Raw genomic sequence first — 16,999 nt, forward strand, 5'->3', positions numbered from 1 at the left:
TGGCCGAAAATCAACGGGTCCGTTTATCGGACATGACTTCCCGGTCAACGGACCGTTTCCGGCCAACTTTCTGACGCGCTCCTGACAGACAGCGCAATCCACTGCCACTCTTCCCACTGCCAGTTCACAGCAACCCCACAGCAACACCCCGCTCCAGGTTCCGCCTTTGTTCTGCGTACCGCCTTTGTCGTGCCCGTACGGCCCACCCGCCGTCGGGTCTCCCCTGGCCGCGTGATCCGCGGCCGCGCAGAAGGAGTCCGTGTTGAGCAGCAGTCCCTCTCGCAGACGCACCCCCCACACCACCCGTCGTGCCGCGGCCGTCGCCCTCGTCGGCGTCTCCGCGCTCATCGCCGCCGCCGTGCAGTCCGGGGCCGCCACCGCCGCCCCCGCGCAGTCGCCGCGGGCGGGCCAGTCCCACTCCGGCGCCGAGTCGCTGCGCCTCACCCCCGCCCAGCGCGCCGCGCTGATCCGCGAAGCGGACGCCGGCAAGGCCGCGACCGCGAAGGAGCTGGGCCTGGGCGCCAAGGAGGCGCTCGTCGTCCGTGACGTCGTCAAGGACGCCGACGGCACCGTGCACACCCGCTACGAGCGCACCTACGCCGGCCTGCCGGTGCTCGGCGGCGACCTCGTCGTCGAGAAGGCGAAGTCGGGCGCCACCGAGGCCGTCACCAAGGCGAACCGGGCCACCATCAAGGTCGCCTCGCTCAGCCCGGCCGTCAGCGCGGCGAAGGCGCAGAAGCAGGCCGTGGGCCTCGCGGCCGCCGGCGGCGCCGCCGGGGCCGCAGCGGACCACGCCCCGCGCAAGGTGATCTGGGCCGGCAACGGCACCCCGGTCCTCGCGTACGAGACGGTGGTGGGCGGCCTCCAGAAGGACGGCACGCCGAACGAGCTGCACGTCGTCACGGACGCCACGACGGGCGCCAAGCTGTACGAGTACCAGGGCATCGAGACCGGCACCGGCAACACGATGTACAGCGGCACGGTGACGCTCGGCACGACGCAGTCCGGGTCGACCTACAACCTGACCGACGCGGCGCGCGGCAACCACAAGACGTACAACCTCAACCACGGCTCCTCCGGCACCGGCACGCTCTTCTCCGGTCCGGACGACGTCTGGGGCAACGGCTCCGCCTCCAACGCCGAGACGGCGGGCGCCGACGCGCACTACGGCGCGGCCCTCACGTGGGACTACTACAAGAACGTGCACGGCCGCAGCGGCATCAAGGGCAACGGCGTCGGCGCGTACTCGCGGGTGCACTACGGCAACAACTACGTCAACGCGTTCTGGGACGACGGCTGCTTCTGCATGACGTACGGCGACGGCTCGGGCAACACGCACCCGCTGACGGCGATCGACGTGGCCGGCCACGAGATGACGCACGGCGTCACCTCCAACACCGCGGGCCTCAACTACAGCGGGGAGTCCGGCGGTCTCAACGAGGCCACCTCGGACATCTTCGGCACCTCCGTGGAGTTCTACGCGGCGAACCCCTCCGACGTCGGCGACTACCTCATCGGCGAGGAGATCGACATCAACGGCGACGGGACGCCGCTGCGCTACATGGACAAGCCGAGCAAGGACGGCGCGTCGAAGGACAGCTGGTACTCGGGGATCGGCGGGGTGGACGTCCACTACTCGTCCGGCCCGGCGAACCACTTCTTCTACCTGCTGAGCGAGGGCAGCGGCGCCAAGGTCATCAACGGCGTCAGCTACAACTCGCCGACGGCGGACGGCCTTCCGGTCACCGGCATCGGCCGCGACAAGGCGGAGAAGATCTGGTTCCGCGCGCTGACCACGAAGTTCACCTCGACCACCAACTACGCGGCGGCCCGCACCGGCACGCTGGCGGCGGCCGGTGAGCTGTACGGCACGACCTCCACCGAGTACAAGGCGGTCCAGGACGCGTGGGCCGGCGTCGCGGTCGGCGCCCGTTCCGGCGGCGGCGGCGGTGGCGGCACCTCCTTCGAGAACACCGCCGACGTATCGATTCCGGACAGAGGCGCGGCGGTCACCTCGTCGATCACCGTCTCGGGCCGGACCGGCAACGCGCCGTCGAACCTCCAGGTGGGGGTCGACATCGTGCACACCTACATCGGCGACCTCCAGGTGCAGCTGGTGGCCCCCGACGGCACGGCGTACACGCTGAAGGGCTACGGCACCGGCGGGAGCGCGGACAACATCAGCACCACGTACACCGTGAACGCCTCCTCCGAGGTCGCCAACGGCGTGTGGAAGCTGAGGGTCCAGGACAACGCGGCCCAGGACACCGGCTACATCAACAGCTGGAAGCTCACCTTCCCGTAGGCGGCAGGCCCGGTACGGGCCACGCACAGCCGTCCGCAGGGCGACGCACAGGACGCCGTCCCGGGGGTTCCGACCCCCGGGGTGGCGTCCCGTCGTTCCCCCGCCGCCCTTGCCGGCTCCCACCGGCCGTATACCGGCCGCCCGGCGGCCGTTGACGAGGGCCGGCGCCGTTCACATACCGGCAATGTTCACCGGACAGTCGAATTTCGGCCAACATCACTTGGGGGTCCTGACATGTACGCGCCTTGGTGTCAGTCTTCCTTCACCCGCCGCACAACTTCACACCCGTCTCGGGCGGCCGCCCCACGCCGCCTGGACCCCCCACATCCAAGGAGCTTGTGTGACCTCCCTCTACGCGCGTCACAAGCGCACCACTCTGGCCATCGCCACCGCCGTCGCGGCCGGAGCCCTGGTCACCACCGGTCTGACCGCCGGTACCGCCACCGCCCAGACCCCCACGGAGAACGGCGGCAGGGCGGTCCAGCCGGCCGCGCCGGTCCAGCTGTCGGCCGCCGCCCGCACGACGCTGATCAAGCAGCAGCAGGTCGACGCACCCGAGACCGCCCAGGCGATAGGCCTCGGCGCGAAGGAGAAGCTCGTCGTCAAGGACGTCGTCAAGGACGCCGACGGCACCGTCCACACCCGCTACGAGCGCACCTACGCGGGCCTGCCGGTCCTCGGCGGCGACCTCGTCGTGCACGAGTCGGCCACCGGCGCGTCCAAGGGCGTCACCAAGGCCAACCCGGCCACCATCAAGGTGGCCACGCTGACCGCGAAGGTCGCCCCGGCCAAGGCGGAGAAGCAGGCGCTGAGCGCCGCCAAGGCCGTGGGCTCCGAGTCCACCGCGGCCGACCAGGCCCCCCGCAAGGTGATCTGGGCGGCGAACGGCACCCCGGTCCTCGCCTTCGAGACGGTCGTCGGCGGTCTTCAGGACGACGGCACCCCGAGCGAGCTGCACGTCATCACCGACGCGGCCACCGGCAAGAAGCTCTACGAGTACCAGGGCATCGAGACCGGCACCGGCAAGAGCCTCTACTCGGGCACCGTCACCCTCGGCACCACCAAGTCGGGTTCGACGTACAGCCTGACGGACGGCTCGCGCGGCGGCCACAAGACGTACAACAAGTCGCACGGCACCTCGTCCTCCGCGGGCACCCTGTTCACCGACGCGGACGACATCTGGGGCACCGGCGCGGCCTCCAGCTCCGCCACGGACCAGACGGCCGCCGTGGACGCCGCCTACGGCGCGCAGGTCACCTGGGACTTCTACAAGTCCACGTTCGGCCGCAGCGGCATCAAGAACAACGGCGTCGCCGCCTACTCCCGCGTCCACTACGGCAACGCGTACGTCAACGCGTTCTGGGACGACAGCTGCTTCTGCATGACGTACGGCGACGGCGACGGCAACAACCACCCGCTCACCTCGCTGGACGTGGCCGGCCACGAGATGAGCCACGGCGTCACCTCGAACACGGCGGGCCTGAACTACTCCGGCGAGTCCGGCGGTCTGAACGAGGCCACCTCGGACATCTTCGGCACCGGCGTGGAGTTCTACGCCAACAACGCGTCCGACAAGGGTGACTACCTCATCGGCGAGAAGATCAACATCAACGGGGACGGCACCCCGCTGCGCTACATGGACAAGCCCAGCAAGGACGGCGGCTCGGCGGACTACTGGTCCTCCTCCGTCGGCAACAAGGACGTGCACTACTCGTCCGGCGTCGCGAACCACTTCTTCTACCTCCTGAGCGAGGGCAGCGGTTCGAAGACGATCAACGGCGTGTCCTACAACTCGCCGACGTCCAACGGCTCCACGGTCACCGGCATCGGCCGCGACAAGGCGCTCCAGATCTGGTACAAGGCGCTCACCACGTACTTCACGTCGACGACGAACTACAAGTCGGCGCGGACGGGGACGCTGAGCGCGGCCTCCGCCCTGTACGGCTCCGGCAGCGCCGAGTACAAGGCGGTCGCGGCCGCCTGGTCGGCGGTCAACGTCGCCTGACGCACGGCGGTGAGTCACGGGCGGCACCCGGGGGAAAGGCGTCCCCGGGTGCCGCCCTACTCTTGGCTCCCATGTCTTCGAAGGACTTCACGTACGACGAGGTCGGCGCGACCCGCGACCGCCCGGGCTTCTGCCCGCCGGGGTTCCACCCCCTCCACGTCCGCACCCGCCTCGGCGAGGGGCACGAGGTCTTCCGCCGCGCCGCGGAGGCCGTCATGACGTGGGAGATGCACCGCGCCCTCGGCGTGGGCGTCGACGCCTCCGCGGACCGCGCGGCCCCGGACGTGGACGTCACCGTCACCCTGGCCGGCCTGGTCCGGGCCCCCTGCCGGGTGGTGTGGACGGTGGACGAGCACCGGCGCGCCGGCTGGGCCTACGGCACCCTCCCCGGCCACCCCGAGACCGGTGAGGAGTCCTTCCTCGTCGACCGCACCGGGGACGGCACGGTCTGGCTGACGGTCTCCGCCTTCAGCCGGGGCGCCAAGTGGTACGCGAGGGCCGGCGGTCCAGCCACGCGAGGCCTGCAACAGGCGTACGCCCGCCGCTGCGGCACGGTGCTCCGGGGGCTGTGCGCGGGCGAGGACGCGTAGCCGGGCGGGGGCCAGGACGGTCCCGCCCGGCGGCGGCTCAGGTGCGGGACGTCACGCCGCAGGGCTCGTCGCCGTGTCCGGTCAGATCCCGGCTGCGGTCGTAGGGGTCCACGGTCGGTCCGCTCGGAGCCGCGCCCGTGGGCTCGGCCGTCGTCCCGGACGTCGAGAACCGCGGGTGCAGGAAGCCGTCGTGGACGTCGCAGGCGGAGTTGCCGATGTCCCGGTCGTACCTGACGACCCTGAGCCTGCCCGGCGTGGCGACGTACTTGCGCGGATCGGGGAACTCCAGGTCGAGCACGCGCCGCACGATCGTGCGGGCGACCTCGGCCGGGGCGCTCCCGTCGACGCGCGTCACCGGGTAGACGAAGGTGTAGTCGGCGTGCACGACGACGGAGGCGTGCTCGCCCGCCGTGAACGTCATGCGCCCGCGCGTCTTCACCACCTCGCCCACCAGGCGCAGTCGACGGGGGTCGAAGCGGCTGAACATGGACAGCGGGTCGTGCGCCTCGTCCGGCTTGCTCAGACCTGTGTTCAGCAGGGCCAGCAGGTCCTTCTGCCGCGGCTCGATCGCGGCGAGCGCGGCCCGTGGACGGTCGCCGCGCAGGGTCGCCGGGTCGAGGTTGGCGTCGATCAGCAGCTTCCTGCTGCTCTGGAGCGCCTTCTCCACCTGGGCCTTGGACAGCGTCCCCACCGGCGTCGCCGGGGGCACGACGATGCCGGCGGCGCCGTCGGCCCACCGCAGCGCGGGGGAACCGGCGAAGGGCCGATCCAGGGTGGGCGTCCGGGGATCGACCGCACCGGGCGCGGCGGTCGGGGCCACGGTCTCGGCCGGCAGCGGCGAGACGGCCGCCTCCGGTTCGCCCGCGCCGAAGGGATCGCCGGGCAGCAGCGAGGGCCGCATCGCGACGACGGCCAGTGCCGCCGCGACGGGCAGCCCGACGATCGCCCACAGCCGCCGCCTGCGCGTCGCCCTCTTCTGCGTCTCCCGCAGGGACGGCCCCGTGCGCCAGCCCGACGGCAGCTCGCCGCGCGCCTCCTGCTGCCGCAGCCGCTCGGTCACCATGCGAGCCCGCGCGGACGGCTCCTTCGGGGCGGAGTCGGGTATCCCCCGCGCACTGTCCTGGACGAACTTCGCCCATTCCTCGTCGGATATGGAACCGGCGGCCCCCGGAGAGGACGCGCCGCCGTCCCCCTCCCGCGCACCGGATCCGTGTTCTTCGGGCGATCTGTCGGACACGCTCCGTGGGCCTCTCTGTGCGTCACACACCGGACGGCAGAGTTTATGGCAGCCCGGTCCGGGCACGGCGGCGGGATTCCCCCCGGCCGCCCCGACCACCCCCTTGCCAACCGGCCCGCACGGACGGCCAGTTGACGTCCGATCAGCCGATCTCCACCACCCGGGCCCAGTCCGGCGGGGAGTCCGGCACGGCGTCGGGGTCGTCCTCGCGGTAGGAGGTCCGGGCCCGGGAGAACAGGCCCACCACCGTGCGGCACGGCGGGCGCGCCTGCGGCCACGGGGTCTGCCCGTCGGTCAGCGCGACGATCACGTCCGGCGCGGGACGCGAGCGCAGGGCCCGGGTGAAGCCCGCGCGCAGGTCCGTGCCCCCGCCGCCCAGCAGGGGGATCCCCTCGCCCCTGCACAGGGGGTGGGCCAGATGCGCCGCCGCGTCACAGGGCACGACGGTGACCATGTCGCGCCGGCCGCCCACGGCCCGTCCGATCGCGGCGATCTCCAGCAGGGCGCTGCCCAGTTCGGCGTCGCTGACCGACCCCGAGGTGTCGACGACGACGCTCACCCGCGGGGGGCGGCGGCGCAGACTCGGCAGCACCACGCCGGGCACCCCCGCCGAGCGGCGCGAGGGACGTCCGTAGGAGTAGTCCTCGCCCGCGCCCGGCCCCGACACCGCCGAGCGGATCGCCGCGCCCAGCAACTCCCGCCACGGCTGCGGCGGATGGAACGCCTCCTCGGCCCAGCGCCGCCACCCGGCGGGCGTGCTCCCGCGGCGGCCCGAGATGCCCTGCGCCACGCGGAAGCGGACCGCGTCCCGTTCCTGCTCGCTCAGTCCGTGGGAGCCGTCCGGACCCAGGTCCCACTCCCGGTCCCGTCCGTCGGCGCCGCTGCCGCAGTCCAGCCAGGCGAAATCCCCGGTGTGCGGGCCGAGCCGGAACCGGCTCAGGTACTCCTCCATCAACTCACCCTCCGGCAGGCCCAGTCCGGCCGGTGTCACGAGCCCTTCGGGCCGCACCAGCCCGTCCCCGTAGGCGTCGTCGTTGATCTCGCAGTCCGCTGCGATGTTCATCCGCAGCCGCTCGCCGGGGCCGGTCAGCCCGTGCCGCCGGGCGAACCGGTCGCTGCGCCCGTGGTGGTCGCGCAGCAGGTGCGACACCTCGTGCACCCAGACCCCGGCCAGTTCCTCCACGGGCGTGCGGTCCACGAACGCCGGTGAGACGTAGCACCGCCAGTGCCGGTCCACGGCCATCGTCGGCACGTGCCGCGACTCCACCGGGTGCAGGGCGAACAGAGCCGTCGCGAGGTACGGCCGGGCCCGGACCGCCTGGAGCCGGGCCGCGAAGAGCTTGCCGGCGTCCAGCGCCCCGGCCCCGTCCACCCGACGCGGACCGGACCCGCCGGACCCGCTGGAGCGGCCGGGAGCGGCCGGCTTTCCGGCGCTCACCGGCCCGCCTTCGCGGTGGGCGCGCTGCGGGCCGCCGCCCGGTCGGCCGCCCGGTCCGCCCGGCGGGACAGGGTCACCGCCCCGGCGAGCCGCTCGATCGTCGCCGGCACGTCCCAGTCGTCCCGCCGCAGCGAGGCGAGCGTCGTCGCGGGGACGACCACGAGGTCCGGGGCGCCGGTCTCCAGGGCCCGGACGAGGAGCGCCCACGCCGCGTCCCAGCGGGCCCGGTCCGGGCGGGCCCGGACCGCCGCCACCACCCCGTCGAGGACGGCCTGGCGCAGGTCGCCGCGCTCGGGCAGTTCGGCGCCCGCCGGGTCGGCGAGCAGCGTCTCCGGGTCGGGCAGGTCCATCCGGTCCAGGCTCGCCAGCAGCTCCAGCCCCGGGCCGTCGCCGACCGCGCCCCTCACCAGCAGGGACAGCACGTCGCGGGACGAGCCCGCCGCCGTCGCGAAGGCGACCAGGGTCAGGGTCGTCTCCCAGCTGCGCGGCGACGGCCAGGCCCCGCCGCGGCGCGCCTCGCTGCCCGGCAGCCGGTGCACCAGCTCGGGCCGGGCGGTGAGCAGCCCGCACACCGCGCGCCGGGCGAAGTCCACGGCCTCGGCGAGCTTCGCCGGGTCTAGTCGGGGCAGGGTCGCCCGGGGCCAGGTCCCGCCGAGGCCGCGCACGACGACCTCGTGGTCGTGGGTCCACTGCAGATGCACGAACCGGTTGGCGAGCGGCGGGCTCAGTTCCCAGCCGTCGGCCGCCGAGGAGCGCGGGTTGGCGGCGGCCACGATCCGCACGCCGGGCGGCAGGGTCAGCGCCCCGATCCGCCGCTCCAGCACCAGGCGCAGCAGCGCGGCCTGCACGGCGGGCGGCGCGGTGGACAGCTCGTCCAGGAACAGCAGGCCCCGGCCGGCCCGCACCAGCCGCACCGCCCAGTCCGGCGGGGCCATCGGTACGCCCTGCTCCGCGGGATCGTCCCCGACGACGGGCAGGCCCGAGAAGTCGGACGGCTCGTGCACGCTGGCGATGACGGTCGTCAGCGGAAGGCCGAGGGAGTCGGCGAGCTGGGTCAGCGCCGCGGTCTTGCCGATCCCCGGCTCGCCCCACAGCAGCACGGGCAGGTCGGCGGCCACGGCCAGGGTGAGGGCCTCCAGCCGGTGGTCGGGACGGGGCTCGGTGGTGACGTCCCGCAGCAGGGACAGCAGCCGGCCCGCGACGTCGAGCCGGGAGGGCACGGGCTCCACGCGGGGGGCGGCGACGGGGGCCGAGGCTGGGGCGGAGGGAGCGTGGGGAGGGCAGGGGGTCCGCGTGGGCACGGGACTGGACATGAGGCATCACCTTTGAGGTCGAGAGGGCGGCGGGCGGCGTGCACGCACGTGAGGGTTCGAGGGGGGCGGCGGCGGCTTCGCGGTCAGTGCGTGTGGCGCCGCTGCGGGCGCGGACGCACGGGGCGGCGGTCCGGACCGGGCCCGGATCCGGTCAGGCCGGCCCGGAACAGGCCGTGGGTGATCCGACGGCGCGCGGCCGCCTCCAGTTCGTCCCGCAGCGCGCCGTCGCGCAGCACCGCGCCGGGACCCAGCAGGCCCTCGACGACCGCCAGCGCCCCAGCGACGTCGCCGTGGAGCAGCCGGTCGCGCACGCCGTCCAGGCAGTCGGGACGCCGGTGCGCGCGGTCGATCGCCCGCAGGCAGGGCAGCGGGGCGCCGGTGAGCGCGGCCAGCAGCTCCTCGCGCCGGATCTCGGCCGGGTCGTGGTCCAGCGCGGAGAGCACGCCGTCGACCAGGCCGATCCGGTGCGTGGCCCCCCGGCACGCCACCAGCCGGGCACGGCCCAGCGCCGGGTCGGCGATCCGGTCCCCGTCGGCCGGACCGGTGACGGGCGGGGCGGGCAGGGGCTCCGGCGTGCCGGGCACGAGCGCCGAGGCGACGAGCGGATGCAGCCGCCCCGCCCCGATCGCCCCGGAGCGCAGCAGCGTCAGGTCGGGCAGCACCCAGGTCGCCGCGTCCGGCAGCACGGGCAGCGACGCGTCACGTCCCTGGGCGCCGCGCAGGACGGGCCCGGCCCGCCCGGCCTGCGCCCCGGCCTCGGGTCCGGCCCCGGCGGCCGTTCGCGGGGGCGGGGCCGGACCGTCCTCGCCGACGTCCAGGACCAGCCGTCGCCCGGCCCCGATCCGGACGAGGACACAGCCGCCGTCCCGTCCCTCGGCACGCAGCAGGATCCTCGCCTCGGCCTCCCAGCGGTCCACCGCGCAGCCGAGTTCGCGCAGCGCGCGGACGCCGGACGGATCTTCCGCGGGGTCGGCGGACGGATCCGCGGCGAGGTCGGCGGACGGCAGGTCCGCCCCGCTTCTGACCCGCAGTTCACCGGCCCTGCGCGCGTCCCACAGATGACGGTGCAGGTCGAGGCGGAAGCGCCGGTCGGGGCGCGGATGCGGATGCCGGCGGTCGTTCGTCGCCGGGTCGGAGGCGTCCAGCAGGGCGAGGCTGACGCGCTGCCCCGCGTCGGCCCAGGCGGGCGGGGTGCGCAGGACTAGCTGCACCGGACGCACCCCGTCGCGCCCGGCGCGGTCGTAGCGGGCGAGCGCGACGGTCAGGCCGGGGCGCAGCAGTCCGTCGGGGGCGATCCTCGGCAGATGCCAGCGCAGCAGGTCGGGGGCCAGATGGCGCAGGTCGGAGCGGATCCGGGCGACCGGCTCGCGGCCGTGGGTGCGCGCCCGGAGCCGCAGATCGAAGTCGACGTCGATCCCGGCGGCGGCGCACGCCCCCGCCCAGTCCCCGACGCGGCGGCGGGCGGTCGCGGTCTCGATCATGGCGGCCGGCACGGCGAACTCGCGCACGCGCGGCCAGAAGGACAAGCGGAGGTCCTCGTTCGCGGAGTGAGTGGGCATCAGCACTCACCTTGCGCGGACGGGTCCCCCGATCTGTGTGCAGAAGGAGTGGTCATCGCCCGGGACGATAGCGCCGTCCGGGCCCCCGCGCCCACCGAATTACCCGGCCCCGCCCGCCCGGGTCCGGCGGCCGCGGGAGGGCGGCCGCCGGACGACGGGAAGGGCGGGACGGCGTTCGACTGCCGGACGCCGCGCATCGGGTATCAGGCGTCGCGTGCTGTCGGGCGCTGTCGGGTGCTAGCGCAGCAGCACGCCCGCGCCCTCGACGGCCTCCTCCGACGGCACCTCCACCAGCCCGAGTTCCGCGCCGGAGGCCAGCAGCCGGTGGGCCGGCAGGATGCGGACCGTGTAGCCGAACGGGCCGGTGCGGTCCAGGGAGAGCGGGCCCTCGTAGACCCAGCGGCCCTCCAGGTCGGGGCCGCCCGCCGGTTTGAGCGGGACCGACGAGGCGTCCGTGATGCGGTCCTCCTCGTCGACGCGGCCCGACACGGCCTGCACCTCGACGTCGTCGGGGGTGAGGTCGCCGAGGCCCACCCGCACCCTGAGCGCGAGGGTCGTGCCGAGTTCGGCGGTGGCGGCGGTCACCGACGTCTCGACGTGGTCGACCCGCACGGCGTGCCAGGAGGAGCGCACCCGCTGCTTCCAGTCGGCGAGTTCGCGCGCCGTGTCGGGGGCCATCGTCCGGTGTGCGTGGGCGGCCGGCGTGTAGAGCCGCTCCACGTACTCGCGGACCATGCGCCCCGCCAGCACCTTGGGGCCGAGGTTGCCGAGCGTCCGGCGGACCATCTCGATCCAGCGGTCGGGCAGGCCCGCCTGGCCGCGTTCGTAGAAGCGCGGCGCGATGCGCTGTTCGAGGAGGTCGTAGAGGGCGGCCGCCTCGATGTCGTCACGGCGGTCGACGTCGGTGCCGGCGCCGTCCGCGGTGGGGATCGCCCAGCCGAAGTCGGGCTGGAACCACTCGTCCCACCAGCCGTCCAGGACGGACAGGTTGAGACAGCCGTTGAGCGCCGCCTTCATGCCGGACGTGCCGCAGGCCTCCAGCGGACGCAGGGGGTTGTTCAGCCAGATGTCGCAGCCGGGGTACAGCTTCTGCGCCATCGCCATGCCGTAGTCGGGCAGGAAGACGATCCGGTGCCGCACGCGCGGGTCGTCGGTGAACCGCACCAGCTCCTGGACCAGGCGCTTGCCGCCGTCGTCCGCCGGGTGCGCCTTGCCCGCGACGACGATCTGGACCGGCCGCTCGGAGTGCAGCAGCAGGTCCGTCAGCCGCTCGCGGTCGCGCAGCATCAGCGTCAGCCGCTTGTACGAGGGGACCCGGCGAGCGAAGCCGATGGTGAGGACGTCCGGGTCGAGGACGCCGTCGATCCAGCCCAACTCGGCCGTTCCCGCCCCGCGTTGACGCCAGGAGGCGCGCAGACGCCGGCGCACCTCCACCACCAGCTGCTCGCGCAGATCGCGGCGCAGCTCCCAGATGTCCTGGTCGGGGATGTCGGCGACGGCGTCCCAGCGCTCCGAGCCGCCGACGCTGAGGGCGTCCTCGGCCCGCTCGGCGCCGATCTGGCGGGCCCCCAGGCGCAGCACCTCGGGCGCCACCCAGGTGGGGGCGTGCACGCCGTTGGTGACGGACGTGATCGGCACCTCGTCGGGGTCGAACCCGGGCCACAGGCCGGAGAACATCTCGCGGCTGACCCTGCCGTGCAGCAGGGACACGCCGTTCGCGCGCTGGGCCAGCCGCAGGCCCATGACGGCCATGTTGAAGAGGTTCGGCTCGCCGCCGGGGTAGGTCTCCATGCCGAGCCGCAGGATGCGGTCGACGTCGATGCGCGGCAGCTCGGCGTCGGGGCCGAAGTGCCGCGCGACGAGACCGCGGTCGAAGCGGTCGATGCCGGCGGGGACCGGGGTGTGGGTGGTGAAGACCGTCCCGGCCCGCACCGCTTCCAGCGCGGAGTCGAAGTCGAGGCCCTCGTCGCCGAGTTCGGCGATGCGCTCCAGGCCGAGGAAGCCCGCGTGGCCCTCGTTGGTGTGGAAGACCTCGGGCCGCGGGTGCCCCGTCAGCCGGCAGTACGCGCGTACCGCCCGGACACCTCCTATGCCGAGCAGCATCTCCTGGAGCAGCCGGTGCTCGCTGCCGCCGCCGTAGAGCCGGTCGGTCACCCCCCGTTCGCCGTGGTCGTTCTCCTCGACGTCGGAGTCGAGCATGAGGAGCGGGACCCGGCCGACCTGGGCCAGCCAGACGCGGGCGTGGAGGCGTTTGCCGCCCGGCAGGGCGAGGGAGACGCGCGCGGGCGAGCCGTCGTCCTCCCTCAGCAGGGTCACCGGCAGCTCGTTGGGGTCGAGGACGGGGTAGTGCTCCTGCTGCCAGCCGTCGCGGGACAGCGACTGGCGGAAGTAGCCGTGCCGGTAGAGCAGTCCGACGCCGATCAGTGGGACGCCCAGGTCGCTGGCCGCCTTCAGATGGTCGCCCGCGAGGATGCCGAGGCCGCCGGAGTACTGCGGCAGCGCGGCGGTGACGCCGAACTCGGGCGAGAAGTAGGCGATGGCGGCGGGCAGTCCCGCGGAGGCGGGCTGCGCCTGGTACCAGCGGTCGCCGGTGCGGTAGTCGTGCAGGTCGTCGGCGGCGGCGGCGAGCCGGCGCAGGAAGCGGCGGTCCTCGGCCAGCTCGGCGAGACGTGCCGGGCGCACGCTGCCGAGGAGTCTCACCGGGTCGCCGTCGACGAGCGCCCAGCACTCGGGGTCGACGGACTGGAAGAGGTCCCGGGTCTCCGCGTGCCACGACCAGCGCAGATTGCGGGACAGGTCGCTGAGCGGTCGGAGGGGTTCGGGGAGGAGGGGTCGGACGGTGAATCGACGGATCGCCTTCACATTCCACCTCGGCGTAGCGCGTTCGCTGGATGGACCCACGGCGGTGTGGGCCCACGTCTACGGAAACGGTACCGGCGTGGGTGTCGACCTCGCTGAGGACTGGCCGCCCGCGGGCCGCCGCGTTTCGCCTCGGACGGCCGCGCACCGCGGACGCCGCAAGGGACGGGCCGCCCCGGACCCGGCGGCCCCGGCGTGGCCGCAACGGGCCGAAAAACCTGTTTCCGCCCCGGAGGCCGCCTTGTGGCGCTTCGCGCACCGCGAGAGGCTGCCCCTGGCGTGCCCGGGCCAGTCCGGGGCGCGCCACGTCGAGGAGGGGAACTCGGACCATGGCACGGACGCGCGCGTCTGCGCCGGGCGGGGGGCCTGTCGGCGGCCGTGGCGGCCGCCGCGCCGTCGGCCGTCCCCCTGTCCGCGCGGCACCGGCGGGGACGGCACCCGGCGCCGGGCCGGCCGGTCCCGCTCGCGGCGGCCACGTCGCCGGCGGCCGCACGCCGCCTCGCCGCCCGCGGGGCGAGAACCGGCCAGATCCACGGCGCCGTTCCGAACGGGTCCGCCGTGCCGGCCGCCTCCGCGCGGGCCCACCGGCTCACGGCCGCCCCGCAGACGATCCCGGCCCTCCCGGACGGCCGGCCCGCGCGTACGCCGCGGGCGGGACGTCGCCGCCCCGGGACCCGGCCCGCGCCGACCGGACGAGCCGTCCGCAGGCGGCGGCCACCGCGGGCGTCACGGCGTACGCCCGCCCGGCACGCGCACGGGCGGGTGGTGCCCGATCCCGGCGCGGGCGGCGGGCACACTGCCGGGCGTCGCCGGAAAAGCGCAGGTGGCCGCCGTGCGGGTGGCTCGACGACACCGGCGTGGGCGCCACCGCGAAGGTGATCGCGAGCGCTGACCGGGCCGCCCGGCACGCGCACCGGCGGCGCTCGCCGGTCACGGTGCGGGCGGCGGGACGAGGCGGTGCGGACGCGGCCGTGTGCGCCCCCGTCCGGTGCGGCGTGGTCGCGAGGGTGTCGCACGGCAAGGTCTCCGGCCGAGGGCCCGGTTCGCCGGAGAGGCTCCCGCGCGCGTCACCGTTCATGCGACGGACGTCCGCGAGCGGCTTCGCGTTCGTCCGGATCGAGGCGTCTGTTGTGTAAAGACATGGGCGTGAGCAGTTAACAAAGCGCCGGATTGCACACCCGAATAGGGTGGAAGGCTCCCCCGGTACTCCCCCAGCAGGACCCACCTCCCCACATCCATCCGCCTACCCCCCGTTGATGCGGACAGGAGCGGTCATGCCAGCCAGGCACCACCCGTCATCACCCCCGACGCCCCGTACCGAGAGCGGCGGGACCGCCGAGACCGGTCCCCCGGACGAGGACGGCAGGATCAGCAGGGCCGCCACGAGCGGCGAGACCGCCAGGAGCGGCAAGACCGCCAAGGGCGGCAAGAGCAGCAAGCGCGGCAAGGACGGCAAGCGCGCCAAGGGCGGCAAGCCGGCCAAGGGCGCGAAGGGCGCCGCCGCGGGCGAACTCGCCGACCGGACGCAGCGGGCAGAGGCGGCCCAGAGTCCCGACAGCGCCGGGGGCGGTCGTGCCACCGCCGTCGGGCGCATACCCGTCCTCGACGTCCGCCCCCTGGTCCAGCAGGGGCGACGCCCGGCCAAGGCGGTCGTCGGCGAGACGTTCGAGGTGTCGGCCACGGTGTTCCGCGAGGGGCATGACGCGGTCGCCGCCAACGTGGTCCTGCGGGATCCGCAGGGCTCGCCCGGCCCGTGGACGCCGATGCGCGAGCTGGCCCCCGGCACGGACCGCTGGGGCGCGGACGTCACCCCGGACGCGGAGGGCCGCTGGACCTACACCGTCGAGGCCTGGGGCGACCCGGTCGCCACCTGGCGGCATCACGCCCGCATCAAGATCCCCGCCGGGATGGACACGGAAGCGGTGCTGGAGGAGGGCGCGCGTCTGTACGAGCGGGCCGCCGCCGGGGCGCCCGAGGGGCCGGACCGCACCGCGGTGCTGGCGGCCGCCGAGGCCCTGCGCGACGAGAGCCGCCCGGCCGTCTCGCGGCTGGCGGCGGCGCTGACGCCCGAGGTGGACGCCGTCCTGGAGCGCCATCCGCTGCGTGAGCTGGTGACGGCCTCCGAGCCGCTGCCGCTGCTGGTGGAGCGGGAGCGGGCCCTGTACGGGTCCTGGTACGAGTTCTTCCCCCGCTCGGAGGGCACCCCGGAGCGCCCGCACGGCACGTTCCGCACCGCCGCGCGCCGGCTGCCGGCCATCGCGGAGATGGGTTTCGACGTCGTCTACCTCCCGCCGATCCACCCGATCGGCACCACGTTCCGCAAGGGCCGCAACAACACCCTCGATCCCGGTCCGGACGACGTGGGCGTGCCGTGGGCGATCGGCTCGCCGGAGGGCGGCCACGACGCCGTCCACCCCGACCTGGGCACCCTGGAGGACTTCGCCGCGTTCGTGGAGCGGGCCCGCGAGCTGGGGCTGGAGATCGCCCTCGACTTCGCCCTCCAGTGCTCCCCCGACCACCCCTGGGTGCAGAAGCACCCGGAGTGGTTCCACCACCGTCCGGACGGGACGATCGCCTACGCGGAGAACCCGCCGAAGAAGTACCAGGACATCTACCCGATCGCCTTCGACGCCGACATGGACGGCCTGGTCGCCGAGACCGTCCGGGTGCTGCGGCACTGGATGTCGTACGGGGTGCGGATCTTCCGGGTGGACAACCCGCACACCAAGCCGGTCGTGTTCTGGGAGCGGGTCATCGGCGAGGTGAACGGGGCCGACCCGGACGTGATCTTCCTCGCCGAGGCCTTCACCCGCCCGGCGATGATGCACACGCTCGGCCAGATCGGCTTCCAGCAGTCCTACACCTACTTCACCTGGCGCAACACCAAGCAGGAACTGACGGAGTACCTCACCGAACTCTCGGGGGAGGCCGCCTCCTACATGCGGCCCAACTTCTTCCCCAACACGCCGGACATCCTGCACGCCTATCTGCAGCACGGCGGCCGGCCCGCCTTCGAGATCCGGGCCGTGCTGGCCGCGACCCTCTCCCCCACCTGGGGTCTCTACAGCGGTTACGAACTGTGCGAGAACGCGCCGCTGCGGGAGGGCGGCGAGGAGTACCTGGACTCGGAGAAGTACCAGCTCAAGCCGCGTGACTGGGAGGCGGCCGAGCGCGAGGGCCGCAGCCTGGCCCCGCTGATCACGAGGCTCAACGAGATCCGGCGGGCCCACCCCGCCCTGCACCGGCTGCGCAATCTGCGCTTCCACCACACCGACCAGGAAGCGGTGATCGCCTACTCGAAGAGGAGCGGCTCGAACACGGTTCTGGTGGTCGTCAACCTCGACCCCCACCACACCCAGGAGGCGACGGTGTCGTTGGACATGCCGCAACTCGGCCTGGACTGGCACGAGTCCGCGCCGGTGCGCGACGAGCTGACCGGCGAGACCTATCACTGGGGCAGGGCCAACTACGTGCGCCTCGAACCGGGCACCCGGCCCGCGCACGTGTTCACCGTCCTGCGACCGTCCAACCCGCAGATCGGAGGGTCACCCACATCATGATCGTCAACGAGCCCGTTCCGGACACCTTCGAGGACACTCCCGCCAAGGACCGCGACCCCGAGTGGTTCAAGCGCGCCGTCTTCTACGAAGTCCTCGTCCGCTCGTTCCAGGACAGCAACGGCGACGGCGTCGG

General features: G+C 74.0%; 9 protein-coding genes. 4 read left to right on the top strand and 5 right to left on the bottom strand.

Annotated elements, in window-relative coordinates; translation table 11 throughout:
- Positions 1–259 precede the first annotated feature (259 nt).
- The 3 genes from ACGFSH_RS26200 (at position 260) to ACGFSH_RS26210 (ending at position 4,900) form a co-directional block, all read left to right on the top strand.
- Entirely contained in the window at positions 260–2,305 is a 2,046-nt protein-coding gene (locus ACGFSH_RS26200) for a M4 family metallopeptidase (protein ID WP_393352824.1), read from the top strand.
- Positions 2,306–2,645: 340 nt separating this feature from the next.
- Positions 2,646–4,310, top strand: coding sequence for a M4 family metallopeptidase (locus tag ACGFSH_RS26205; protein ID WP_393352826.1), 1,665 nt, complete (start codon positions 2,646–2,648; stop codon positions 4,308–4,310).
- A gap of 71 nt (positions 4,311–4,381) precedes the next feature.
- Positions 4,382–4,900 carry a DUF1990 domain-containing protein gene (locus tag ACGFSH_RS26210; protein WP_393352828.1) on the top strand — a complete coding sequence of 173 codons (519 nt, stop codon included), beginning with the start codon at positions 4,382–4,384 and terminating at the stop codon, positions 4,898–4,900.
- 37 nt (positions 4,901–4,937) lie between these two features.
- Here the strand turns inward: ACGFSH_RS26210 and ACGFSH_RS26215 are convergent, their stop codons facing one another.
- The 5 genes from ACGFSH_RS26215 to ACGFSH_RS26235 form a co-directional block, all read right to left on the bottom strand.
- Positions 4,938–6,137, bottom strand: a complete 1,200-nt coding sequence (locus tag ACGFSH_RS26215; protein ID WP_393352830.1) for a hypothetical protein — start codon at positions 6,135–6,137, stop codon at positions 4,938–4,940.
- Positions 6,138–6,279: 142 nt separating this feature from the next.
- A complete protein-coding gene (locus tag ACGFSH_RS26220; RefSeq protein ID WP_393352850.1) occupies positions 6,280–7,509 on the bottom strand; it encodes a VWA-like domain-containing protein in 1,230 nt (409 codons plus the stop codon).
- Positions 7,510–7,571: 62 nt separating this feature from the next.
- Positions 7,572–8,888 carry an AAA family ATPase gene (locus tag ACGFSH_RS26225; RefSeq protein ID WP_393352833.1) on the bottom strand — a complete coding sequence of 439 codons (1,317 nt, stop codon included), beginning with the start codon at positions 8,886–8,888 and terminating at the stop codon, positions 7,572–7,574.
- Between the two features lie 83 nt (positions 8,889–8,971).
- Positions 8,972–10,447 carry a hypothetical protein gene (locus tag ACGFSH_RS26230; protein ID WP_393352836.1) on the bottom strand — a complete coding sequence of 492 codons (1,476 nt, stop codon included), beginning with the start codon at positions 10,445–10,447 and terminating at the stop codon, positions 8,972–8,974.
- A 237-nt stretch (positions 10,448–10,684) separates the two neighbouring features.
- A complete protein-coding gene (locus ACGFSH_RS26235; RefSeq protein ID WP_393352838.1) occupies positions 10,685–13,309 on the bottom strand; it encodes a glycosyltransferase family 1 protein in 2,625 nt (874 codons plus the stop codon).
- Between the two features lie 1,271 nt (positions 13,310–14,580).
- On the opposite strand from ACGFSH_RS26235, the gene ACGFSH_RS26240 reads away from it, so the two are divergent.
- Positions 14,581–16,866 (top strand): alpha-1,4-glucan--maltose-1-phosphate maltosyltransferase, encoded by a 2,286-nt coding sequence (locus ACGFSH_RS26240; protein WP_393352839.1) that lies wholly within the window; start codon positions 14,581–14,583, stop codon positions 16,864–16,866.
- Positions 16,867–16,999: the final 133 nt, after the last annotated feature.

Origin of the sequence: Streptomyces sp. NPDC048481 (genome assembly GCF_043200075.1) — a bacterium.
Taxonomy (GTDB): domain Bacteria; phylum Actinomycetota; class Actinomycetes; order Streptomycetales; family Streptomycetaceae; genus Streptomyces.